Raw genomic sequence first — 22570 nt, 5'->3', positions numbered from 1 at the left:
CAGCAAAGCTTGGTCGTTCAGCACCAGGCTTTCTTTATGGCATGGACATGGGAAAGGAGCGAATAAGATGGCCCAAAACGAAGAAAAAACACCGAAGTTCCAAAAGATTCAGGACCGCATTATTATGGCAATGATCTGGGTAGTCGCAGCCCTTGTGATTGCGCTGGTTGTAGGAACTGCATTGAATTATATAAATATCTTCAAATAAAAAAGGAGCTGTGTCGCAGACACAAGCTCCTTTTTTATTATTTATTTTCAAAAAGACTTGTTGAGTGAAGAGGCTGTACGCGGGCTTTCGGGTCCATGTAAGCCTTGGCGTTGTTCACTGCTGTCGGTGCCTCACCGAAGCCGCTGGCAATCAGGTTGACTTTTCCTTCATATGTACAAATGTCACCTGCTGCAAAGAAGCCTTCGATATTTGTTTCCATTGTTGATTTCACGACAATGGAATTTTTCTCGATGTCCAGGCCCCAGTTTTTGATCGGTCCAAGAGATGAAACGAAACCGTAGTTGACGATTAAGTCATCAATTTCTAAAATCTCTTTGCGGTCGCCTTTCACTTCTTCAAGCACTAGCTGTTCGATTTTGTCTTCGCCGATCAGCTCCGCAGGGACGAATGGTGTCAGGACATTAACCTTCGACGCATGAAGGTTTTCCACACTGTGCTCGTGCGCACGGAACTTGTCGCGGCGGTGAATGATCGATACTTCTTTTGCGATCGGCTCAAGCATAAGCGCCCAGTCAACCGCGGAATCTCCACCGCCAAGGATCGCAACGCGTCTGCCGGCAAATTTTTGCAGATCATCAACGAAGTAATGGAGGTTTTTGCCTTCATACTGCTCGGCATTTTCAAGTTCCAGCTTTCTCGGTTTGAATGCGCCGTTTCCTGCAGTGATGATGACCGTTTTAGAGTAGTGGGTTTCTTCATTTGTTACAAGCTTAAACACGCCGTCCGCTTGTTTCTCAACAGATTCAACCGCTTGCTCCAGACAAATGGTTTGGTCGAATTTTGCCATTTGCTCTTTTAGGTTATTGATAAGCTCTTGCGCACGGATTTTCGGGAATCCCGCTACATCATATATATACTTCTCAGGGTATAGGGCGCTAAGCTGTCCGCCGAGCTGAGGCAGGCTTTCGATAATTTTGACGCTTGCCTGTCTCATCCCGCCGTAAAAAGCGGTGAATAAGCCGACCGGTCCCCCGCCTATAATTGTAATATCATAAACCTTTGTATCCTCTCGCATACGAAAATTGCCTCCTAAATGAAAATTGTTATTAATTATACCATATTGCCGTTCAAATTGACGAGTCAGCAGAAAAAATCGTAAGGATCTAACGTGCCCATCCGTTCTTGAAAATATTTCCGCAGGCCGCTACGATAATAACCAAATGAAATGATCTTTTTCTGAATGTTTCTTGGGCCAGCCGGATAAACATGATAATAGTGCTACGGGTAAGGACTTCACAAAAAACTTTTCAATATATTTCATAAAATCCCGCCAATAAGCTGAAGCTAACACAAATGATGATTTTATTATGGGTCTAACAAAAGCAAAAAAAGAGAAGGTGGATGTGATGGCATTGAATAAGCCCAAAATCGTGATTTTAGGTGCAGGATATGGCGGATTGATGACGGTGACAAGGCTGACGAAGTATGTCGGGCCAAATGATGCTGACATTACGCTTGTAAATAAACACAATTATCATTATGAAACGACATGGATGCATGAAGCGAGCGCGGGTACGCTCCATCATGACCGCTGCCGTTATCAGATAAAAGATGTAATCAACCAGACACGGGTGAATTTTGTACAGGATACCGTAAAGGCAATCAAAATTGATGAGAAAAAAGTTGTGCTTGCGAATGGAGAACTGCAGTACGATTATTTAGTCATCGGGCTCGGCGCCGTGCCTGAAACGTTCGGCATTAAAGGCTTAAAAGAATATGCGTTTCCGATTGCCAACATCAACACGTCGCGACTGCTGCGGGAACATATTGAGCTGCAGTTTGCGACTTACAATACGGAAGCGGAAAAACGGCCGGACAGGTTAACGATCGTTGTTGGCGGTGCCGGATTTACGGGAATTGAATTTCTTGGCGAACTGGCTGCTCGCGTGCCGGAGCTCTGTAAGGAATATGACGTTGACAGAAGCCTTGTCCGCATCATTTGTGTGGAAGCAGCGCCGACCGTTTTGCCGGGCTTTGATCCGGAACTTGTTGACTATGCCGTACATTATCTTGAGGAAAACGGAGTTGAGTTCAAGATCGGCACGGCTGTACAAGAATGTACACCGGAAGGAGTCAGAGTCGGCAAAAAAGATGAGGAACCAGAGCAGATCAAATCGCAAACCGTTGTATGGGCGGCAGGTGTCCGCGGTCATCCGATTGTGGAGGAAGCCGGTTTTGAGAATATGCGCGGCCGAGTCAAAGTCAACCCTGATCTCCGCGCCCCGGGACATGACAATGTCTTTATTCTCGGCGACAGCTCGCTGTTTATGAATGAAGATACAGAGCGCCCGTATCCGCCGACTGCGCAAATTGCAATGCAGCAGGGCATAACGGTCGCTAAAAACCTTGGCAGGCTTATTAAAGGCGGAGAGCTTGAGGAATTCAAGCCGGACATTAAGGGAACAGTGGCTTCTCTTGGCGAGCATAACGCGGTTGGGGTTGTTTATGGCAGAAAGCTGAAAGGCACGCCTGCTTCGTTTATGAAAAAAGTCATTGATAACCGCTCACTGTTTATGATTGGCGGACTCGGACTGACATTGAAAAAAGGCAAGTTCAAGTTTTTCTAAAAACCCGCGGAAGCGGGTTTTCTTTATTAAAAAACGCCAAAATAAAAAGAGAACGAGAGGAAAATAAGTATGTTTCCGCTTACATCAAAAGATTTGTCACATGATCTGACTTTATTGTTGACAGCTTGATATGGTATATTATCAGAAAATTAAGAAAAAGGGTGATGATTAGATGAAAACTGCAACGACAACCGCTTCACATGCATGCCCATTTTGTTCAGGAAAAGGATATTTTCAATTGATTCTCGGCGGTTCAGAGACTTGTCCGTCTTGCCAGGGGACAGGAAAAGACAGTCATTCTTTTTCCAGCCGTTGACTTTATTTCCACCCCCGCGTTACACTAAAAACAACGCAGGGGGGTGGAATAGGTTGATTAGTCTGCCAGTCGTAATCATCTCAATTGTTTTGTTTTTTGTCTTGTTTTTTGGAATCGGTTTCTTATTAAACATGCTGCTGAGAATGTCTTGGATTATGGCTGTGATTTATCCGATTGTATGCCTTTTCATTATCAGCAAAGAAAAGCTGATCAGCTATGTCCAGTCGCCGGGAGAATCCTTTGCCAGCCTGTTTCATCGTGTCTTATCATTAGCGGCTGCCGATGTGCTGATTTTAGTCAGCGGTTTGGCCGGCGCCATCGTGTCCGGTATAACGATCAACATGCTCAGAAAAAGAGGATATCAAATGTTTTAAATGCCGCTTTCTTCTAAAGAAAGCTTTTTTTATGCGTTCAGCTCATTCACCATTTTGAATAATGCTCTCTCCACTTGGGAACAATGATTCGGAGGAGAGGTGAATGATGTTGAATATGATCAGACGTTTGCTGATGACCTGTTTATTTCTGCTTGCATTTGGCACGACATTTTTATCAGTGTCAGGAATTGAAGCGAAGGACTTGTCAAAATGGGTGCAGGAACATCAGGAAAAGCACTTGAAGCATGCAGGACTGACATTAAAAGCATTGCAGCAGAAACAAACACAAACCACGTCCGCGGCTGAGGATAAAACAAAACCGTTAGAAGAGGCATTTGATTGGGATGAATATCCAGTCCAAAGAGTAACAGCAACAGGCTACACAGCAGGAGCTGAGTCGACGGGCAAAAATCCCGGTGATCCATTATACGGGCTTACATATTCAGGTGTGAAAGTGAAACGGGATTTATATTCCACGGTTGCTGCTGACCCGTCCGTTTTCCCGATCGGAACAATTTTATTCATTCCGAACTACGGTCTCGGCGTTGTAGCTGACACAGGATCGGCAATTAAGGGAAACCGCCTTGATCTGTACTTTGAAACCGTCAAAGATGTATACAATGAATGGGGCAAAAAAACCCTTGATGTTTATGTGATTAAAAAGGGAACGGGAAAAATTACCGAGGATGAGCTTGAGAAGCTCAATGAAACAAAATCTTTGCAAGTGTTCAGAAATCAATATAAAACTGTGAAAGAATAAAACGCTCCAGCGAAAGCAGGAGCGTTTTTTTACATGAAAAAGTAAGCGAGTACCAATGTCAGTAAAATACCTGTTAGTCCTCCGAAAAAGACTTCGATCGGCTGATGTCCGAGAAGCTCTTTCAGCTTTTTTTGCTTTTCTTTCTCTGCAGCCTTAGGGAAGTCCTTCGCTTCATTTACGAAACGGTTAAAATCAATGACAAGCTTATTAATGACTGTTGCCTGCTCACCGGCATGACGTCTGACGCCAGTTGCGTCAAACATGGTTATGACGGCGAAAATGGCGGAAACCGCAAAGAGTGAGGAGTCTAATCCATGCTCCAAGGCTACGCCTGTTGAAAGTGCAGTGACCGCTGCGGAGTGAGAGCTGGGCATGCCGCCTGTGCTTGTGACCAGCGACCAGTCCAGTTTTCTGGACACGATAAACTGTATGGGCACTTTGATGACCTGAGCAAAAATAATTGCGGCCAGGCTTGATAATAAAGGAAAATTCGTTAAAAGTTCCATCGGCGACATCCTTTCTATTTGAAAAATCCTTCGTGTTTCAAAAGAAAAAAGCAAGTCTTAGACTGTTGTTTGTTAAAATAAGTATAGTGGAAAGAATGTTTTTCCTATTATACCATTGTTCATTACAAATACCCATTACGTTAGGAGTGTAAGCCTCATGTTTTATGCGGTTCAACAATCAGAGCATACAGAAACCCTTGTGGTCGGGCTTTTTCAAAAAAGCCAGCTGACAGGAAAAGCGTTGGAAATTGATGAAATGCTTGAAGGCCATCTGACACAGCTTTTAAAAGAGGGCGATGTCTCTGCGAAACCGAATCAAGTATCAAAAGTATTCCCTCCATCTTCTGCGGGTATGAAACGGATTTATTTCGTTGGTCTGGGGAGAGAAGCAAATTATTCGTTTGAACAGGCGAAGGAATGTTTTGCTCATGTTTTTCAAGCCATTCATAAAGATCGAAAACAAGAAACTGCTGTTCTGCTTGATACGTTTATTTCGGAAGACGTGCCTCCAGCCGATGCCGCTCATGCTTTAGCTGAGAGCTGCCTGCTTGCTTCCTATGAGGTGCAGGATTATAAGCACAAATCAAATGAGCCTGACAAACAAATTGAAGCTGTGTATGTTGTAACAGATGAAGATACACAGGAAGTGCAGGCCGGGCTTCGCGTCGGCCAGGCATACGGACAAGGGACAAATTCGGCTAGAACGCTTGTGAATATGCCGGGAAACATGCTGACAGCGACTGACCTCGCTTCGTATGCTGAAGAGCTTGCGGCGAAATATGATTTTGAGTGTGAGATATTGGAGAAATCAGAGATGGAAGAGCTCGGTATGGGCGGAATACTTGCGGTAAACCAAGGCTCCACCGAACCGCCGAAAATGATTGTGTTGAAATATCAGGGCAAAAAGGAATGGGAAGACGTCGTCGGACTAGTCGGGAAAGGAATTACCTTTGACACAGGCGGCTACTCCATTAAAACGAAATCTGGAATTGTCGGCATGAAATCAGATATGGGAGGAGCTGCTGCGGTTCTCGGTGCTATGGAAACGATCGGAGAGCTTCGTCCTGAGCAAAACGTGCTGTGCGTTATTCCATCAACCGATAATATGATCTCCGGCGGGGCCATGAAGCCGGATGACGTGATCGTATCTTTAAGCGGAAAAACAATAGAAATCCTTAATACGGATGCTGAAGGAAGGCTAGTGCTTGCAGATAGCATTACATACGCGAAACAGCATGGCGCGTCGGTTCTTGTCGATGTAGCTACGCTTACCGGCGGCGTCGTTGTGGCATTAGGAACAGAAACAACCGGTGCAATGACAAATGATCAAAGCTTTTACCAGCAGGTAGCTGATGCTGCACAAGAGTGCGGCGAGGCAATCTGGCAGCTGCCGATAACAGAGAAGGATAAAAAACGCGTGAAAAGCAGCCAAATGGCGGATCTCAACAATTCACCGGGACGCGAGGGACATGCGATTATGGCAGGAACGTTTCTTGGTGAATTCGCTGAGTCAACACCTTGGGTTCACCTTGATATTGCAGGAACAGCGACTGCCAATAAAGCAACCTGCTTCGGGCCGGCCGGGGCTACTGGCGTTATGGTAAGAACACTGGCTACACTTGCGGAGCGATTTACATTGGAAGAAGATAAAAACGAGTAATGAAAAATCCCTGCTGTATGATGCGGCAGGGATTTTTTTCTTCTGGAATCTTTAGTTGACTAAAGTGGATCGGTTATGATACGATACGTTCGTACTTTATTTATCTACTACATTAGCAAACTAAAGGATTTTTGGAGGGGTATCATCATGAATGCAGTCGTCATCGCAGTCCTGCTTATGCTTGTATTAAGCCTGCTGCGTGTCAATATTGTTATCGCATTAATTATAGGCGCCTTGGCCGGCGGGTTAACAGGCGGGCTCGGTCTTGGCGAAACGGTTAAAGCTTTTACAGACGGTCTCGGCGGAAATGCCACCGTTGCAGTCAGCTATGCCATGCTTGGCGCGTTTGCCGCCGCTTTGACGAAAACAGGTCTTCCGGACGCAATGGTGGAAGCCTCCGTTAAATTAATCGGAAATAAAGAAGATTCTCGAAAAAAAGCACTGTCTAAGGTGCTGATTGTGCTGATTATTTTAATTGTATCTTGTTTTTCGCAAAACGTCGTTCCGGTTCACATCGCGTTTATTCCGGTGCTGATTCCGCCGCTTTTGAAAATCTTTAATGAACTTGAAATGGACCGCCGTCTGATCGCGTGTGTAATTACATTTGGCTTAACGGCTCCTTATATTTTGCTTCCGGTCGGTTTCGGCCAAATCTTCCAAGGCATGCTGAAGGACAATATGGCGGATGCCGGGTTAAACGTTCCGCTTGCTGATATTCCGTACGCACTGATTATTCCAGTTGCAGGTATGGTTGTCGGCCTTATTTTATCAGTGATCGTATACCGTAAACCGAAACAATATGAAACAAAAGACATTTCAGGTGCAGAAGCATCGCCATATACGAGAAAAAGTATTGGTATCGCGGTTCTAGCCATTGTTGTGTCACTCGGCGTCCAGCTTTACTTATCTCAGACTTTGGGAGTAGAAGGAATGATTATGGGGGCGCTCGCTGGTCTGATTGTTCTGTTTGTCAGCGGTGTGATGAAGCGTGATGAAGCGGACTCACTGATTACTGATGGAATGGTTTTAATGGCCTTTATCGGCTTTGTCATGCTTGTTGCAGCCGGGTTTTCAAACGTATTGACGAAAACCGGGGATGTCGAGTCACTGGTCAAAACGTCAGCCGGTTTTATCGGACACAGTCAGTCCTTGGGCGCATTGCTGATGCTCATTGTCGGCTTATTAATTACAATGGGGATCGGATCTTCTTTTGCGACGATTCCTGTTATTACAACCATTTTCGTGCCTCTATGTATGCAGCTTGGATTCAGCCCGATGGCAACGATTGCGATTATCGGAGCTGCTGCTGCCCTCGGCGATGCCGGTTCACCTGCCAGTGACAGTACGCTTGGCCCGACTTCAGGTTTGAGTGCGGACGGCCAGCATCACCACATTTGGGATACTTGTGTGCCGACATTTATATTTTATAATATTCCGCTTGTCATCTTTGGCTGGATTGCAGCGCTTGTTTTATAGGAAAAAGGCTCCCCTTTACTGGGGAGCCTTTTCTCGTTATGATAAAAAAACCGTCCAATAGAACGGTTTTACATGGACGATATGTGATTTCTGTTAAAGCCGGTTGCTTTATGAATAGAGCGGTAGATTGCTGGTGCGATAAACGACAGTATCACAGCCAGCGCTGTATCTTTTACCATAAACCAAATCATAAAGCCCCAAGCCGTGCCGTAGCTCACTGGCGTATGAATCCACAGCTTCAGTGCAAGATACATATAGGTAGTGCCGATGAGATACATGATCGCCGTTCCGATAAGTGAAGCAATGAGAAATCGAATTTTACTTGGCTGAATGTTTCGTTCTAAAAACCAACCCGCTGCAAATGCTGCCGGGATGTATGAGATAATAAACCCGCCGCTTTTCCCTGCAAACGGTGCGAAGCCTGCTGAAAATTGAGCAAACACAGGCGCTCCGGCCAATCCGACAAGTGCATATACAATCATGGCAATCGCTGCCCGTTTGCTGCCAAGAAGCAAAGCAGCCAAGAGACAGAAAAACGGCTGCATCGAAAGCGGAATGCCGGCTACTTGTAAAAAGGGTGCTACTGATGTAATGTTGGCCCCGACAGCCATAAGTGCGGCGAACATGCCAATCAGCGCCATATCTCCCGCACGAAGTTTACGTTGTTTCATCGTTGTTCCCCCTTAGGTTGACATACACAATCATAGAGTAATAAAGAACAAAAAGATTGTCAACATGATTTTAAATTAGGTTAACAAAAAGGAGGCCCATATGTATTTCGGAAAAACAAGACAATCCGATCAATCTGGAAGAGTGCCGCCAAATCAAAACGTCACCACTTCATTTCCTGTGCTTCATACCGGAGATGTCCCATATTACGAAGATATGACGAAATGGAATCTTCAAGTATACGGTTTGGTTGACCATCCGATGCTGCTAAGCTTTGAAGATGTCAAAGCCTTTCCACGGTATGAATCGAAAAATGACATTCATTGCGTCACGGGATGGTCAAGGCTTGATAATGTGTGGCAAGGCGTGCGGGCTTGTGATATAGCGGAAAAAGCGGGTGTAAAAGAAGAAGCGGGCTACGTCATTTTACATGCTGAAGAGGGCTGGACGACCAATCTGCCGCTTGATGATTTCTTAGCGGAAACTTCCCTTCTGGCTTATGCGCATAATGGCGAACCTTTAACCCCTGAACACGGCTTTCCGCTGCGGGGTGTGTTTCCGCATCTATATTTTTGGAAAAGCGCCAAGTGGCTGCGCGGCATCCAATTTACGAAAGAAAATCACCCTGGCTTTTGGGAGCGGAATGGCTATCACATGAGAGGCGACCCTTGGCAAAATCAAAGGTTTACATGGGATTAAGGTTCTATTTCAAATAGGACAATCCGCATCTTTATTAGGTTTTTACTTCCATATTGATAGTCTGCAGGTACCTTATTTGATCAAGGTGCCTTTTTTATTCGGGAAAAAGTTGACTTTCTTTGGAAGAAAACCTATTATTTGAGGTGTCTAGTTGATAGTGAAAATCATTATCATACATTGCGGTTTAGTTTAAGGAGAGGAATGTCGTACTGCATGAAAGAGCAAACAACAGACCGGACAAATGGCGGGACATCAAACGCATTTACGATTCCTGGTACGGAAGTGCGTATGATGTCTTCACGCAATGAAAACCGTACCTATCACATTTTTATCTCGAAACCTAGTACGCCGCCGCCACCCGCTGGTTATCCTGTGATTTATCTGCTGGATGCCAATTCTGTCTTCGGAACGATGACGGAAGCCGTTCGAATACAGGGACGCCGACCCGAAAAAACCGGGGTGATCCCTGCAGTGATCGTCGGCATTGGCTATGAGACAGCGGAGCCGTTCTCCTCAGCACGCCACCGGGATTTTACAATGCCAACAGCCCAATCGAAGCTGCCGGAAAGGCCCGACGGCAGAGAATGGCCGGAGCATGGCGGAGCGGAGGGCTTTTTCAGATTTATTGAAGAGGATTTAAAACCGGAGATAGAACGAGATTACCAGATTGATAAAAAAAGACAAACAATCTTTGGCCATTCGCTCGGAGGGCTTTTCGTGCTGCAGGTGCTGCTAACAAAGCCCGATGCGTTTCAAACGTATATCGCGGGAAGTCCGTCCATTCATTGGAATAAACCGTTTATTCTCGAGAAAACGGACCATTTCGTCTCTCTCACCAAGAAAAACAATCAGCCTATCAATATCCTGCTTGCCGTAGGAGAATTGGAGCAGCATCATAAAAGCCGGATGAATGATAATGCAAGGAAGCTTTATGAGCGGCTGGCCGTTTTATCTGAACAAGGCATACGGGCAGAATTTTGCGAGTTTTCAGGAGAAGGACATATTTCAGTTCTTCCTGTTTTGGTCAGCAGGGCGCTGCGTTTTGCGCTTCACCCTGACGGACCGCATCTATCAATGGGCTGAGACATACTCAGCCTTGCCTTTAAAAAAATATTTGTCACTGAAATTATATTTGACTGTCACATGACATTTGGATATGATTATTTTTATAATTGATAATGATAATCATTATCAATGGATTGCGTTTTTCAAGGCGCAGCAGTCTTTTTCGCTGGATGTCTGTTCGGCATTTAGAGCGAAGAAAGGAATTGATGATATGAATGCAAAGAGTATAGAGGGAAAAATTGCTTTTATAACAGGGGCTGCCCAAGGAATAGGCGAAGCTGTTGCGCGGACGCTTGCCAGTCAAGGCGCACATATTGCGGCAGTTGATTATAATCCTGAAAAGCTGGAAAAGGTTGTGAGCAGCCTCAAAGCAGAAGGCCGCCATGCAGAAGCTTTTCCTGCGGATGTGAGAGACAGCGCGGCGATTGATGAGATCACGGCGCGCATCGAACGTGAAATGGGGCCGATTGATATTTTAGTGAATGTAGCGGGTGTCCTTCGCCCGGGACTGATCCATTCGCTTAGCGATGAGGAATGGGAGGCGACGTTCTCAGTGAATTCGACTGGCGTATTTAACGCCTCGCGTTCAGTCAGCAAATATATGATGGACCGAAGATCGGGTTCGATTGTAACAGTCGGATCGAATGCTGCCGGTATACCAAGAACATCTATGGCGGCATATGCGTCTTCAAAGGCTGCGGCTGTGATGTTTACGAAATGCCTTGGCCTTGAGCTTGCAGAATACAATATTCGCTGCAACATTGTATCTCCCGGATCAACGGAAACAGACATGCAGTGGTCATTATGGGCCGACGAGAATGGAGCGGAGCAAGTCATAAAAGGATCACTTGAGACATTTAAAACAGGGATTCCGCTCAAAAAACTAGCCAAGCCTTCGGATATTGCGGATGCGGTGCTCTTTTTGGTTTCTGGCCAGGCAGGGCATATTACGATGCATAATTTATGCGTAGATGGCGGCGCGACCTTAGGCGTGTAACTGAATTTAAAGGAGGTTCATGAGAATGTTGGATCAAAACGTTATAACAGAAACAAAAGCGGAGCATTTGCTTCATGAATATCAGCCGGGCGCCTTTTTCTTAGCGTCTCCTCATCGTGTACTGTTAGCGAAAGGCATATGTGAAATCGTACCGGAGGCAGACGGGCAAAACCAAATGGAAACCCTTTCTGGCCGAATTGCAGAGGCGTTACGTCAGGCAAAACAATCAGGGCAAAGCCGGCCGCTTGTTGTCGGGGCCGTTCCTTTTGATCAAGTAAAAGCAGCGCGGCTCGTTGTACCTGAAGAAGTGCGCTGGTCAGGACCGCTTCAATTTGATCATGAGGAAAAGGAACAGCAGGCTGGGCATACATACCACATAAAGCCTGTTCCTGAACCTGAGGATTATAAAAATGGTGTTGAACAAGGGCTGACACGCATTGCCGATGGAACACTCAGCAAAATCGTCCTGTCCAGATCGCTGCATTTGACATCGCCTGAACCGATTCAGACGGATGAATTGCTTCGCCATCTGGCTCAGCATAACTCGCATGGCTACACGTTTGCCGCAGACGTGTCCAGTCAGGAGGAAACGTCTCCCCGCCGAACATTGCTCGGAGCAAGTCCGGAGCTTCTCGTTTCAAGGATGGGAACACAGGTCGTTTCCAACCCATTAGCCGGCTCAAGGCCGCGCAGTAATGATCCTGTTGAAGACCAGCGCCGGGCAGCTGAATTGCTTTCTTCCGCAAAGGATCTTCATGAGCACGCGGTTGTCGCTGACGCGGTTGCGGCAGCGCTGAGACCTTTCTGCCGGACGCTGGAGGTTCCGGAGAAGCCTTCACTGATCAAAACGGAAACGATGTGGCACCTGTCCAGCGTGATTAAGGGAGAGCTTTCCGACCCGTCTGTAACCGCACTTGAATTGGCGGCGGCTCTCCACCCGACGCCAGCAGTCTGCGGAACACCGACTGATCTTGCAAGAGAAGCGATTCTCAGCATTGAACCATTTGACCGCGGTTTCTTTACCGGCATGGTCGGATGGTGTGACGATGCCGGTGACGGAGAATGGATCGTGACCATCCGTTGTGCAGAAGCAGAAGAACGCTCTCTCCGCCTGTATGCTGGAGCTGGTGTTGTGGCCGGTTCAAAGCCCGAGGACGAGCTTCAGGAGACGTCCGCAAAGTTTCGGACAATGCTGCGGGCAATGGGCGTGGATCACATATGAACAGAATGAATTGCTGGAGGGATGCAACATGCTGAAAGGATTTACTCCTTGGCCTGATGAGTTAGCTGAGACCTATCGAAAGAATGGCTGCTGGGCCGGCGAGACGTTTGGAGATTTGTTAAGAGACCGGGCAGCCAAATATGGCGACCGCATTGCGATTACATGCGGGAACACCCATTGGAGCTATCAAGAGCTTGACACAAGGGCTGATCGTTTGGCTGCCGGATTTCAGAAGCTCGGCATTCAACAGATGGATCGTGTCGTAGTGCAGCTGCCAAATATCAAAGAGTTTTTTGAAGTTATTTTCGCGCTATTCCGTCTGGGGGCGCTTCCAGTCTTCGCACTGCCTTCTCATCGAAGCAGTGAAATTACATATTTTTGCGAGTTTGCTGAAGCGGCTGCATATATCATTCCCGACGCTTATTCCGGTTTTGACTACCGTACGCTTGCCAGACAAGTTCAAAGCAAGCTGCCGACTTTGAAACACGTCATTGTCGCAGGTGAGGCAGAGGAATTTTTGCCGCTGGAGGATTTGCATACAGAACCTGTAAAACTGCCTGAAGTCAAATCTTCGGATGTGGCGTTCCTCCAGCTTTCTGGCGGGAGCACCGGGCTATCGAAACTGATTCCGAGGACCCACGATGACTACATATACAGCCTGAAGCGGAGTGTGGAGGTCTGCTGGCTCGACCACAGCACGGTGTACTTGGCCGCGCTGCCGATGGCACACAATTATCCGCTGAGCTCACCCGGCGTTCTCGGCGTATTATACGCTGGAGGAAGAGTGGTATTATCTCCTTCTCCAAGTCCAGATGACGCATTTCCTTTGATTGCACGGGAAAAGGTCACGATAACCGCTCTTGTTCCGCCTCTTGCGATGGTATGGATGGATGCGGCATCCTCACGCCGTGATGATTTATCCAGCCTTCAAGTGCTGCAGGTCGGCGGTGCCAAGTTTAGCGCTGAAGCCGCGCGCAGGGTAAAAGCTGTTTTCGGCTGCACGCTGCAGCAGGTGTTCGGAATGGCAGAGGGTCTCGTCAATTATACGAGATTGGATGATCCTGAGGAGATCATTGTCAACACTCAAGGAAAACCGATGTCCCCATATGATGAAGTGCGTGTTTGGGATGATCATGATCGCGACGTAAAACCTGGTGAAACAGGACATCTGCTGACACGGGGACCATATACAATTCGAGGTTACTATAAGGCGGAAGAGCATAATGCCGCTTCATTTACTGAGGATGGTTTTTACCGTACGGGTGATATCGTCAGGCTGACACGAGACGGCTATATTGTCGTTGAAGGCCGGGCGAAGGATCAAATTAACCGTGGAGGAGAAAAGGTTGCGGCTGAAGAGGTAGAAAATCATCTGCTGGCGCATCCGGCTGTCCATGATGCGGCAATGGTCTCCATGCCTGATCAATTTCTTGGCGAAAGATCTTGTGTGTTCATTATTCCCCGAGATGAAGACCCAAAAGCCGCAGAGCTTAAAGCATTTTTGAGAGAGCGCGGACTGGCGGCATATAAAATCCCTGACCGAGTTGAATTTGTCGAATCCTTTCCGCAGACAGGGGTAGGAAAGGTAAGCAAAAAGGCTCTTCGTGAAGCCATTTCCGAGAAACTTCTTGCAGGGTCAAAAAAATAAATCAACAATTTGAAAGGAAGTGTTCATATGGCTATACCTGCCATTCAGCCGTATCAAATGCCGACAGCATCTGATATGCCGCAAAACAAAGTATCATGGGTGCCTGATCCGAATCGGGCTGTCTTGTTAATTCACGATATGCAAAACTATTTTGTCGATGCTTTCACAGCAGGAGCGTCTCCGGTAACAGAGCTTTCAGCGAATATACGAAAGCTGAAGAATCAATGTGTTCAGCTTGGGATTCCTGTTGTCTATACCGCACAGCCGGGAAGCCAAAATCCGGATGACCGTGCGCTGCTGACAGATTTTTGGGGCCCGGGATTAAACAGCGGTCCTTATGAGGAGAAAATTATAACCGAGCTGGCACCAGAGGATGATGATCTTGTGCTGACAAAATGGAGATACAGCGCGTTTAAGAGAACGAATCTGCTTGAAATGATGCGCAAAGAGGGACGCGATCAGCTGATCATTACAGGAATTTACGCCCATATCGGCTGTCTTGTTACAGCATGTGAAGCATTTATGGAGGATATTAAAGCCTTTTTTGTGGGAGATGCAGTTGCTGATTTTTCATTAGAAAAACATCAAATGGCGCTGGACTATGCGGCTGGACGCTGTGCGTTTACCGTGATGACTGACAGTCTTCTTGATCAGCTGCAGAATGCGCCGGCAGACGTTCAAAAAACGTCAGCAAACACTGGCAAAAAGAATGTGTTTACATGTGAGAATATCCGTAAACAAATTGCTGAGCTTCTACAAGAAACACCGGAAGACATCACAGATCAAGAGGATTTGCTCGATCGTGGTCTTGATTCGGTAAGGATCATGACATTGGTGGAACAATGGCGCCGTGAAGGGGCAGAGGTGACTTTCGTGGAATTGGCTGAACGCCCAACGATCGAAGAATGGCAGAAATTGCTCACAACCCGCAGCCAGCAAGTGCTGCCAAACGCGGATTATTTATAAAAGGAGGGTAAACAAACGGATGCCTGATACAAAAGATCTTCAATATTCTTTGACCGGGGCGCAAACTGGCATATGGTTTGCTCAGCAGCTTGATCCGGACAATCCAATCTACAATACAGCGGAATATATAGAAATCAATGGACCAATCAATATTGCTCTTTTTGAAGAAGCTTTGCGGCACGTGATCAAGGAAGCGGAATCGCTGCATGTCCGCTTCGGTGAAAATATGGACGGGCCTTGGCAGATGATAAACCCGTCTCCGGATGTACAGCTGCACGTCATTGACGTCAGCTCTGAGCCTGATCCGGAAAAAACAGCATTAAACTGGATGAAAGCTGATTTAGCAAAGCCGGTTGATTTAGGGTATGACCCTTTGTTCAATGAAGCTCTGTTTATTGCCGGGCCTGATCGTTTCTTTTGGTATCAGCGCATTCACCATATAGCGATCGACGGCTTCGGTTTTTCCCTGATAGCCCAACGTGTGGCAAGTACATATACTGCGCTTATAAAAGGACAAACAGCTAAAGGCCGTTCCTTTGGGTCTCTCCAGGCCATTTTGGAAGAGGATACAGATTATCGCGGATCAGAGCAGTATGAGAAGGATCGTCAATTCTGGCTGGACCGTTTTGCAGATGCACCTGAAGTTGTGAGCTTGGCTGATCGGGCGCCAAGAACATCTAACAGTTTTCTTCGTCATACGGCATATCTGCCTCCGTCTGATGTAAACGCGTTAAAAGAAGCGGCGCGCTATTTCTCAGGAAGCTGGCATGAAGTCATGATTGCGGTGTCAGCTGTTTATGTGCACCGTATGACCGGCTCTGAGGATGTTGTGCTCGGCCTGCCCATGATGGGTCGGATAGGGTCCGCGTCACTGAATGTACCGGCTATGGTGATGAACCTTCTCCCGCTCCGGCTGACGGTAAGCTCTTCGATGAGCTTTTCTGAACTGATTCAGCAAATTTCCCGGGAAATCCGCAGTATTCGGCGACATCATAAGTATCGCCATGAAGAGCTTCGGCGCGATCTGAAATTGATAGGAGAAAATCATAGATTATTTGGCCCTCAAATCAATCTTATGCTGTTTGATTACGGTCTCGACTTTGCCGGCGCCCTGGGCACAACGCATAATCTTTCAGCCGGTCCTGTTGATGATCTATCAATCAATGTATATGACAGAACAGACGGCAGCGGGCTGCGAATTGATGTTGATGCGAATCCCGAGGTATACAGTGAGTCTGATATTAAGCTTCATCAGCAGCGTATCCTGCAGCTGCTGCAAACGGCTTCTGCCGGAGAGGACATGCTGATTGGGCAAATGGAGCTTCTGTTGCCAGAGGAGAAAGAAAAAGTCATTTCTAAATGGAATGAGACGGCAAAATCCGAGAAGCTGGTCAGCCTTCAGGACATGTTCGAAAAGCAGGCAGTTCTTACGCCAGAACGTATCGCTCTCATGTGTGATGACATTCAAGTCAACTATCGAAAGCTCAATGAAGAGGCAAACCGCCTCGCGCGTCTGTTGATCGAAAAAGGGCTTGGTCCGGAGCAATTTGTCGCTTTGGCTCTGCCGCGTTCCCCTGAGATGGTGGCCTCAATGCTTGGTGTGCTCAAGACTGGTGCGGCGTATCTCCCCCTTGATCCGGAGTTTCCAGCCGACCGCATTTCTTACATGCTGGAGGATGCGAAACCTTCATGCATCATAACTACTGAGGAAATAGCAGCCAGTCTGCCTGATAACCTGGCTGTACCGGAGCTTGTGCTTGATCAGGCTGTTACACAGGAGATTATAAAACGCTATTCGCCGGAAAATCCGGATGTATCGGTTTCTCTTGACCATCCCGCGTATATCATCTATACCTCAGGATCAACAGGAAGACCGAAGGGAGTCGTTGTGACACAGAAGAGCTTAAGCAATTTTCTGCTGTCCATGCAGGAGGCATTTTCTCTAGGAGAAGAAGACAGGCTGTTGGCTGTGACGACTGTCGCTTTTGATATTTCAGCATTGGAGTTATATCTTCCGCTGATTAGCGGAGCGCAAATTGTGATCGCAAAGAAAGAAACGATCCGTGAGCCGCAGGCATTAGCTCAAATGATTGAAAATTTCGATATTAACATCATGCAGGCGACACCGACACTGTGGCACGCTTTGGTAACGAGTGAACCTGAGAAACTTCGGGGGCTTAGAGTGCTTGTAGGAGGCGAGGCGCTGCCGAGCGGTCTTTTGCAGGCGCTTCAAGACCTTCATTGTTCAGTCACGAACTTATACGGTCCCACTGAAACAACGATTTGGTCTGCCGCAGCTTTTCTTGAAGAAGGGCTGCAGGGCGTTCCTCCGATTGGGAAACCGATTTGGAACACGCAGGTGTATGTGCTTGATAATGGATTGCAGCCGGTGCCGCCGGGCGTTGTCGGAGAGCTTTATATTGCAGGCACCGGCTTGGCCAGAGGTTATTTCCATCGCCCTGATTTAACGGCGGAGCGCTTCGTTGCAGATCCATACGGACCGCCGGGAACTAGGATGTATCGGACCGGAGACCAGGCCCGCTGGCGTGCCGATGGGTCTTTGGATTATATCGGGCGGGCGGATCATCAAATCAAAATTCGCGGATTCCGAATTGAACTTGGAGAAATTGATGCCGTGCTTGCCAATCATCCGCACATTGAACAGGCCTCGGTTGTCGTACGGGAAGATCAGCCGGGAGACAAACGATTGGCGGCTTATGTAGTCGCTGATGGTGCTATTGATACTGCAGAGCTTCGTCGTTATATGGGGGCTAGTCTTCCTGATTATATGGTACCGTCGGCGTTTGTGGAGATGGACGAGCTGCCATTAACACCTAATGGCAAGCTTGACCGGAAAGCACTGCCGGCACCAGACTTCAGCACATCTGTCAGTGATCGGTCCCCGCGGACTCCTCAGGAAGAGATATTGTGTGACTTGTTTGCAGAGGTTCTCGGTTTGGCACGCGTCGGTATCGATGACAGTTTCTTCGAGCTTGGGGGCCATTCTCTTCTTGCAGCCCGTCTGATGAGCCGCATTCGCGAGGTAATGGGAGCCGAACTTGGTATCGCCAAGCTCTTTGACGAACCGACAGTAGCCGGACTCGCTGCCCATCTTGATTTGGCGCAGAGTGCACGTCCCGCTTTGCAGAGAGCTGAGCGGCCTGAAAAGATCCCGCTATCATTTGCCCAGCGCCGGCTATGGTTCCTGCATTGTCTGGAAGGACCGAGTCCTACTTATAATATTCCGGTTGCTGTCCGTTTGTCAGGTGAGCTGGATCAAGGATTGCTGAAAGCGGCACTTTATGACCTCGTCTGCCGTCATGAAAGCCTTCGGACGATCTTCCCTGAATCACAGGGGACATCCTATCAGCATATTTTAGATGCCGATCAAGCCCATCCTGAGTTACATGTTACTGAAATTGCTGAGAAGGAGCTTTCTGATCGGCTTGCCGAAGCTGTACGCTACAGCTTTGATCTTGCAGCTGAACCTGCTTTTCGTGCCGAGCTTTTTGTGATCGGTCCTGACGAGTACGTGCTGCTTCTTCTCGTCCATCATATTGTCGGGGACGGCTGGTCCTTAACACCGCTGACCAGAGACCTTGGGACAGCTTATGCGGCTCGCTGCCACGGACGATCTCCCGAATGGGCGCCTCTTGCTGTGCAGTATGCAGACTATGCGCTTTGGCAGCAAGAACTGCTTGGAAACGAGGATAATCCAAACAGCTTGATTGCCGGTCAGCTTGCTTTCTGGAAAGAAACCTTGAAAAACCTGCCTGATCAGCTTGAACTGCCAACCGATTATTCACGTCCGGCTGAGCCGAGTCATGATGGAGATACGATTCATTTTCGTATTGAGCCCGAGTTTCACAAGCGATTGCAGGAGCTGGCTCGCACAAATAGGGTGAGCCTGTTTATGGTGCTTCAATCCGGTCTCGCCGCTTTATTGACAAGGCTCGGGGCGGGCACCGACATTCCGATCGGCAGTCCGATCGCGGGACGGAATGATGATGCGCTGGGCGATCTTGTAGGGCTGTTTATTAATACATTGGTGCTCAGAACTGATACGTCCGGTGACCCAAGCTTTCGTGAGCTTCTAGACAGAGTACGGAAAGTGAATCTGGCCGCCTATGACAATCAGGATCTGCCGTTTGAGAGACTTGTAGAGGTGCTCAATCCGGCTCGTTCGCGTGCGACGCATCCTTTATTCCAAATCATGCTTGCGTTCCAAAACACACCGGACGCTGAACTGCATCTTCCTGATATGGAGAGCAGCCTGCGAATCAACAGTGTCGGTTCTGCCAAGTTTGATTTGACGCTGGAAATCAGTGAAGATCGCCTTGCTGACGGGACACCAAACGGGATGGAAGGACTGCTTGAATACAGCACTGATCTTTTCAAGCGGGAAACTGCTCAGGCTCTTGCTGACCGATTGATGCGCCTGTTGGAGGCTGCCGAGTCTGATCCTGACAAGCAAATCGGAAATCTGGATATTCTTGCACCAGAGGAACGCAGCAGCATGGTGACTGATTGGCAAAGTGTATCTGAAAAGATTCCGCACGCATGTTTGCCAGAGCAATTTGAGAAGCAGGCTGCTTTACGTCCTGATGCCATTGCCGTTGTATATGAAAATCAGGCACTGAACTATGCAGAGCTGAATGAAAGAGCAAACCGGCTTGCCCGAATGCTGATTAGTGAAGGTGTCGGGCCGGAGCAATTTGTGGCATTGGCACTGCCCCGATCGTTGGAAATGGCTGTCGGCCTATTGGCGGTGCTAAAGGCCGGGGCAGCTTATCTCCCTCTTGATCCGGATTATCCGGCTGATCGAATTGCTTTTATGCTAAAAGATGCAAAGCCTGCGTTTATCATGACGAACACTAAAGCTGCAAATCACATTCCGCCAGTTGAAAACGTGCCGAAAATCGTGCTGGATGATCCCGAGCTGGCAGAGAAACTAAACACGTACCCTGCAGGTAATCCAAAAAATAAGGATAGGACTCAGCCGCTTTCGCCTTTGAATACGGCATATGTCATTTATACATCCGGCTCAACAGGTGTTCCAAAAGGTGTAATGATTCCTCACCAAAATGTAACACGTTTATTTGCAGCGACTGAGCACTGGTTCCGTTTCAGCTCAGACGATATCTGGACCATGTTCCATTCCTATGCGTTTGATTTTTCGGTGTGGGAGATCTGGGGTCCTCTGCTGCATGGCGGACGTCTTGTGATCGTGCCTCACCACGTCAGCAGATCGCCAGAAGCGTTTTTGCGCCTGCTTGTCAAAGAGGGGGTGACTGTTCTGAACCAGACACCGTCTGCTTTCTATCAGTTTATGCAGGCGGAACGGGAACAGCCGGATCTCGGACAGGCACTCAGTCTGCGCTATGTCATTTTTGGCGGAGAAGCGCTTGAACTCAGCCGTTTAGAGGATTGGTACAACCGCCACCCTGAAAATAGACCGCAGCTTATCAATATGTATGGGATTACAGAAACGACGGTGCATGTGAGCTATATCGAATTAGACCGAAGCATGGCAGTTTTACGGGCAAACAGCTTGATCGGCTGCGGCATTCCCGATCTTGGTGTATACGTGCTGGATGAACGCCTGCAGCCGGTTCCGCCGGGTGTTGCCGGAGAGCTGTATGTATCAGGAGCGGGGTTAGCACGAGGTTATCTAGGCCGGCCTGGTTTAACATCTGAACGCTTCATAGCTGATCCGTTCGGTCCTCCAGGCACCCGGATGTACCGCACTGGGGATGTGGCCCGCCTCCGCGCTGACGGTTCCCTCGACTATGTCGGCCGTGCAGACCATCAAGTGAAAATTCGGGGATTCCGAATTGAATTGGGAGAAATTGAAGCTGCACTTGTTCAGCATCCGCAGCTTGAAGATGCGGCAGTGATCGTTCGTGAGGATCAGCCGGGAGATAAACGGTTGGCAGCTTATGTCATCCCTTCGGAAGAAACATTTGATACGGCGGAACTGCGCAAATATGCTGCGGAGAGACTGCCGGATTACATGGTGCCTGCTGCCTTTATGACGATGAAAGAATTGCCGCTGACACCGAATGGAAAGCTTGATCGTAAAGCGCTGCCCGCTCCGGATTTCGCAGCGGCAGTGACAGGACGAGGACCGAGAACGCCGCAGGAAGAAATTCTCTGTGACCTCTTTATGGAGGTGCTTCACTTGCCGCGTGTCGGCATTGATGACCGTTTCTTTGATTTAGGCGGACATTCCTTGCTTGCTGTACAGCTCATGAGCCGCATTCGTGAAGCACTCGGCGTTGAACTCAGCATCGGCAACTTGTTCGAAGCACCTACTGTAGCCGGGCTCGCTGAAAGACTTGAAATGGGATCAAGCCAAAGCGCTCTTGACGTTCTGCTGCCGCTCCGAACAAGCGGAGACAAGCCTCCTTTATTCTGTGTTCATCCAGCAGGGGGACTCAGCTGGTGCTATGCCGGTTTGATGACGAATATAGGAACGGATTATCCGATCTACGGCTTGCAGGCACGGGGAATCGGGCAGCGCGAGGAGCTTCCGAAAACACTTGATGACATGGCTGCCGATTACATTAAACAAATCCGAACGGTTCAGCCGAAAGGCCCGTACCATCTGCTAGGCTGGTCTCTGGGCGGGAATGTCGTTCAAGCGATGGCGACCCAGCTGCAAAATCAAGGAGAAGAAGTTTCCCTATTGGTGATGCTGGATGCCTATCCAAACCACTTCCTTCCTATAAAAGAGGCGCCGGATGATGAGGAAGCGCTTATTGCCCTTCTGGCGTTAGGCGGGTACGATCCGGACAGCTTAGGGGACAAACCGCTAGATTTTGAAGCAGCGATTGAGATTCTTCGCAGTGACGGCAGTGCGCTTGCGAGCTTGGATGAAACGGTCATTTTAAATTTGAAGAATACGTATGTCAATTCTGTCGGCATTTTAGGCTCCTATAAGCCGAAAACCTTCCGCGGAAATGTTTTGTTTTTCAGATCAACAATCATTCCTGAATGGTTTGATCCGATTGAACCTGATTCGTGGAAGCCTTATATTAACGGACAGATTGAACAAATTGACATCGACTGCCGTCATAAAGATTTATGTCAGCCGGAACCTCTGGCTCAAATCGGCAAGGTTCTCGCTGTCAAACTGGAAGAGTTGAATAAATAAGGGAGGAGAAATAGAATGGCTAATCCTTTTGAAAATGCGGATGGCACGTATTTGGTGCTGATCAATGAAGAAGGCCAATATTCCCTATGGCCCGGTTTTATAGATGTGCCGAGCGGCTGGACAGTCGTTCATGAGCAAAAAGGGCGTGAAGCTTGTTTGGACTATATCCAATCGCATTGGAGCGATATGAGGCCAAACAGCCTAAAGACTGTTGAAAATGTGTAATCGTATCAAAAAGAGACTGCTCGCCGCAGTCTCTT

18 protein-coding genes are annotated in these 22570 nt (G+C 47.9%); 15 read left to right on the top strand and 3 right to left on the bottom strand.

Annotated features, from left to right (window positions below):
• Positions 1-67: 67 nt before the first annotated feature.
• Complete coding sequence (locus M1D65_RS15865; RefSeq protein WP_456270623.1) at positions 68-208, top strand: hypothetical protein; 141 nt, start codon at positions 68-70, stop codon at positions 206-208.
• Positions 209-245: 37 nt separating this feature from the next.
• Here M1D65_RS15865 and yumC read toward each other — a convergent pair whose 3' ends face one another.
• Positions 246-1244 (bottom strand): ferredoxin--NADP reductase 2, encoded by a 999-nt coding sequence (gene yumC, locus M1D65_RS15860; RefSeq protein ID WP_003220618.1) that lies wholly within the window; start codon positions 1242-1244, stop codon positions 246-248.
• Positions 1245-1575: 331 nt separating this feature from the next.
• Between yumC and M1D65_RS15855 the strand changes: the two genes are divergently transcribed.
• The 4 genes from M1D65_RS15855 to spsC all read left to right on the top strand — a co-directional run bounded on the left by M1D65_RS15855 (position 1576) and on the right by spsC (position 4246).
• Positions 1576-2796 carry an NAD(P)/FAD-dependent oxidoreductase gene (locus M1D65_RS15855; protein ID WP_038828079.1) on the top strand — a complete coding sequence of 407 codons (1221 nt, stop codon included), beginning with the start codon at positions 1576-1578 and terminating at the stop codon, positions 2794-2796.
• A 172-nt stretch (positions 2797-2968) separates the two neighbouring features.
• Entirely contained in the window at positions 2969-3112 is a 144-nt protein-coding gene (locus M1D65_RS15850) for a YuiA family protein (protein WP_003243733.1), read from the top strand.
• Positions 3113-3165: 53 nt separating this feature from the next.
• On the top strand, positions 3166-3486 hold the full coding sequence (locus M1D65_RS15845) for a YuiB family protein (protein ID WP_032726805.1): 321 nt from the start codon (positions 3166-3168) through the stop codon (positions 3484-3486).
• Between the two features lie 103 nt (positions 3487-3589).
• Positions 3590-4246, top strand: coding sequence for a stationary phase survival protein SpsC (spsC, locus tag M1D65_RS15840; protein ID WP_072175151.1), 657 nt, complete (start codon positions 3590-3592; stop codon positions 4244-4246).
• Positions 4247-4275: 29 nt separating this feature from the next.
• Here the strand turns inward: spsC and M1D65_RS15835 are convergent, their stop codons facing one another.
• The gene (locus tag M1D65_RS15835; RefSeq protein WP_003244337.1) at positions 4276-4752 is read right to left on the bottom strand and encodes a divergent PAP2 family protein; all 477 of its coding nucleotides are present in this window, start codon (positions 4750-4752) and stop codon (positions 4276-4278) included.
• Between the two features lie 157 nt (positions 4753-4909).
• On the opposite strand from M1D65_RS15835, the gene M1D65_RS15830 reads away from it, so the two are divergent.
• Together M1D65_RS15830 and M1D65_RS15825 are read left to right on the top strand one after the other, a co-directional pair.
• A complete protein-coding gene (locus M1D65_RS15830) occupies positions 4910-6412 on the top strand; it encodes a leucyl aminopeptidase (protein ID WP_456270622.1) in 1503 nt (500 codons plus the stop codon).
• Positions 6413-6559: 147 nt separating this feature from the next.
• Positions 6560-7888 carry a Na+/H+ antiporter family protein gene (locus M1D65_RS15825; protein WP_003228736.1) on the top strand — a complete coding sequence of 443 codons (1329 nt, stop codon included), beginning with the start codon at positions 6560-6562 and terminating at the stop codon, positions 7886-7888.
• 68 nt (positions 7889-7956) lie between these two features.
• Here M1D65_RS15825 and M1D65_RS15820 read toward each other — a convergent pair whose 3' ends face one another.
• Complete coding sequence (locus M1D65_RS15820) at positions 7957-8559, bottom strand: biotin transporter BioY (RefSeq protein WP_029318475.1); 603 nt, start codon at positions 8557-8559, stop codon at positions 7957-7959.
• Positions 8560-8659: 100 nt separating this feature from the next.
• On the opposite strand from M1D65_RS15820, the gene M1D65_RS15815 reads away from it, so the two are divergent.
• From M1D65_RS15815 to M1D65_RS15780, 8 genes are all read left to right on the top strand, one after another.
• Complete coding sequence (locus M1D65_RS15815) at positions 8660-9256, top strand: sulfite oxidase-like oxidoreductase (protein ID WP_003228739.1); 597 nt, start codon at positions 8660-8662, stop codon at positions 9254-9256.
• 213 nt (positions 9257-9469) lie between these two features.
• Positions 9470-10339 (top strand): ferri-bacillibactin esterase BesA, encoded by an 870-nt coding sequence (besA, locus tag M1D65_RS15810; protein ID WP_070547713.1) that lies wholly within the window; start codon positions 9470-9472, stop codon positions 10337-10339.
• Between the two features lie 193 nt (positions 10340-10532).
• Positions 10533-11318 (top strand): 2,3-dihydro-2,3-dihydroxybenzoate dehydrogenase, encoded by a 786-nt coding sequence (locus tag M1D65_RS15805; RefSeq protein ID WP_031315322.1) that lies wholly within the window; start codon positions 10533-10535, stop codon positions 11316-11318.
• A 25-nt stretch (positions 11319-11343) separates the two neighbouring features.
• Positions 11344-12540, top strand: a complete 1197-nt coding sequence (dhbC, locus tag M1D65_RS15800; protein WP_021480516.1) for an isochorismate synthase DhbC — start codon at positions 11344-11346, stop codon at positions 12538-12540.
• Positions 12541-12568: 28 nt separating this feature from the next.
• Positions 12569-14188, top strand: coding sequence for a (2,3-dihydroxybenzoyl)adenylate synthase (locus tag M1D65_RS15795; RefSeq protein WP_456270621.1), 1620 nt, complete (start codon positions 12569-12571; stop codon positions 14186-14188).
• A gap of 27 nt (positions 14189-14215) precedes the next feature.
• A complete protein-coding gene (locus tag M1D65_RS15790; protein ID WP_029318480.1) occupies positions 14216-15154 on the top strand; it encodes an isochorismatase in 939 nt (312 codons plus the stop codon).
• 19 nt (positions 15155-15173) lie between these two features.
• A complete protein-coding gene (gene dhbF, locus M1D65_RS15785; RefSeq protein ID WP_456270620.1) occupies positions 15174-22310 on the top strand; it encodes a non-ribosomal peptide synthetase DhbF in 7137 nt (2378 codons plus the stop codon).
• 15 nt (positions 22311-22325) lie between these two features.
• On the top strand, positions 22326-22535 hold the full coding sequence (locus tag M1D65_RS15780) for an MbtH family protein (RefSeq protein ID WP_003228753.1): 210 nt from the start codon (positions 22326-22328) through the stop codon (positions 22533-22535).
• The last annotated feature ends 35 nt before the right edge of the window (positions 22536-22570 follow it).

The organism is Bacillus sp. JZ39 (assembly GCF_053903145.1).
Note: the sequence above shows the minus strand (reverse complement) of the source record. Positions and strands in the feature narration are given on the sequence as shown.

What these genes read in the sequence shown, in the direction of transcription:
- M1D65_RS15830 (WP_456270622.1), top strand. Translation starts at nt 4,910, where the DNA reads ATGTTTTATGCGGTTCAACAATCAGAGCATACAGAAACCCTTGTGGTC.
- M1D65_RS15780 (WP_003228753.1), top strand. Translation starts at nt 22,326, where the DNA reads ATGGCTAATCCTTTTGAAAATGCGGATGGCACGTATTTGGTGCTGATC.
- M1D65_RS15820 (WP_029318475.1), bottom strand. Translation starts at nt 8,559, where the DNA reads ATGAAACAACGTAAACTTCGTGCGGGAGATATGGCGCTGATTGGCATG.
- M1D65_RS15850 (WP_003243733.1), top strand. Translation starts at nt 2,969, where the DNA reads ATGAAAACTGCAACGACAACCGCTTCACATGCATGCCCATTTTGTTCA.
- M1D65_RS15855 (WP_038828079.1), top strand. Translation starts at nt 1,576, where the DNA reads ATGGCATTGAATAAGCCCAAAATCGTGATTTTAGGTGCAGGATATGGC.
- M1D65_RS15815 (WP_003228739.1), top strand. Translation starts at nt 8,660, where the DNA reads ATGTATTTCGGAAAAACAAGACAATCCGATCAATCTGGAAGAGTGCCG.
- yumC (WP_003220618.1), bottom strand. Translation starts at nt 1,244, where the DNA reads ATGCGAGAGGATACAAAGGTTTATGATATTACAATTATAGGCGGGGGA.
- besA (WP_070547713.1), top strand. Translation starts at nt 9,470, where the DNA reads ATGAAAGAGCAAACAACAGACCGGACAAATGGCGGGACATCAAACGCA.
- dhbC (WP_021480516.1), top strand. Translation starts at nt 11,344, where the DNA reads ATGTTGGATCAAAACGTTATAACAGAAACAAAAGCGGAGCATTTGCTT.
- M1D65_RS15835 (WP_003244337.1), bottom strand. Translation starts at nt 4,752, where the DNA reads ATGGAACTTTTAACGAATTTTCCTTTATTATCAAGCCTGGCCGCAATT.
- M1D65_RS15865 (WP_456270623.1), top strand. Translation starts at nt 68, where the DNA reads ATGGCCCAAAACGAAGAAAAAACACCGAAGTTCCAAAAGATTCAGGAC.
- dhbF (WP_456270620.1), top strand. Translation starts at nt 15,174, where the DNA reads ATGCCTGATACAAAAGATCTTCAATATTCTTTGACCGGGGCGCAAACT.
- spsC (WP_072175151.1), top strand. Translation starts at nt 3,590, where the DNA reads ATGATGTTGAATATGATCAGACGTTTGCTGATGACCTGTTTATTTCTG.
- M1D65_RS15795 (WP_456270621.1), top strand. Translation starts at nt 12,569, where the DNA reads ATGCTGAAAGGATTTACTCCTTGGCCTGATGAGTTAGCTGAGACCTAT.
- M1D65_RS15825 (WP_003228736.1), top strand. Translation starts at nt 6,560, where the DNA reads ATGAATGCAGTCGTCATCGCAGTCCTGCTTATGCTTGTATTAAGCCTG.
- M1D65_RS15790 (WP_029318480.1), top strand. Translation starts at nt 14,216, where the DNA reads ATGGCTATACCTGCCATTCAGCCGTATCAAATGCCGACAGCATCTGAT.
- M1D65_RS15805 (WP_031315322.1), top strand. Translation starts at nt 10,533, where the DNA reads ATGAATGCAAAGAGTATAGAGGGAAAAATTGCTTTTATAACAGGGGCT.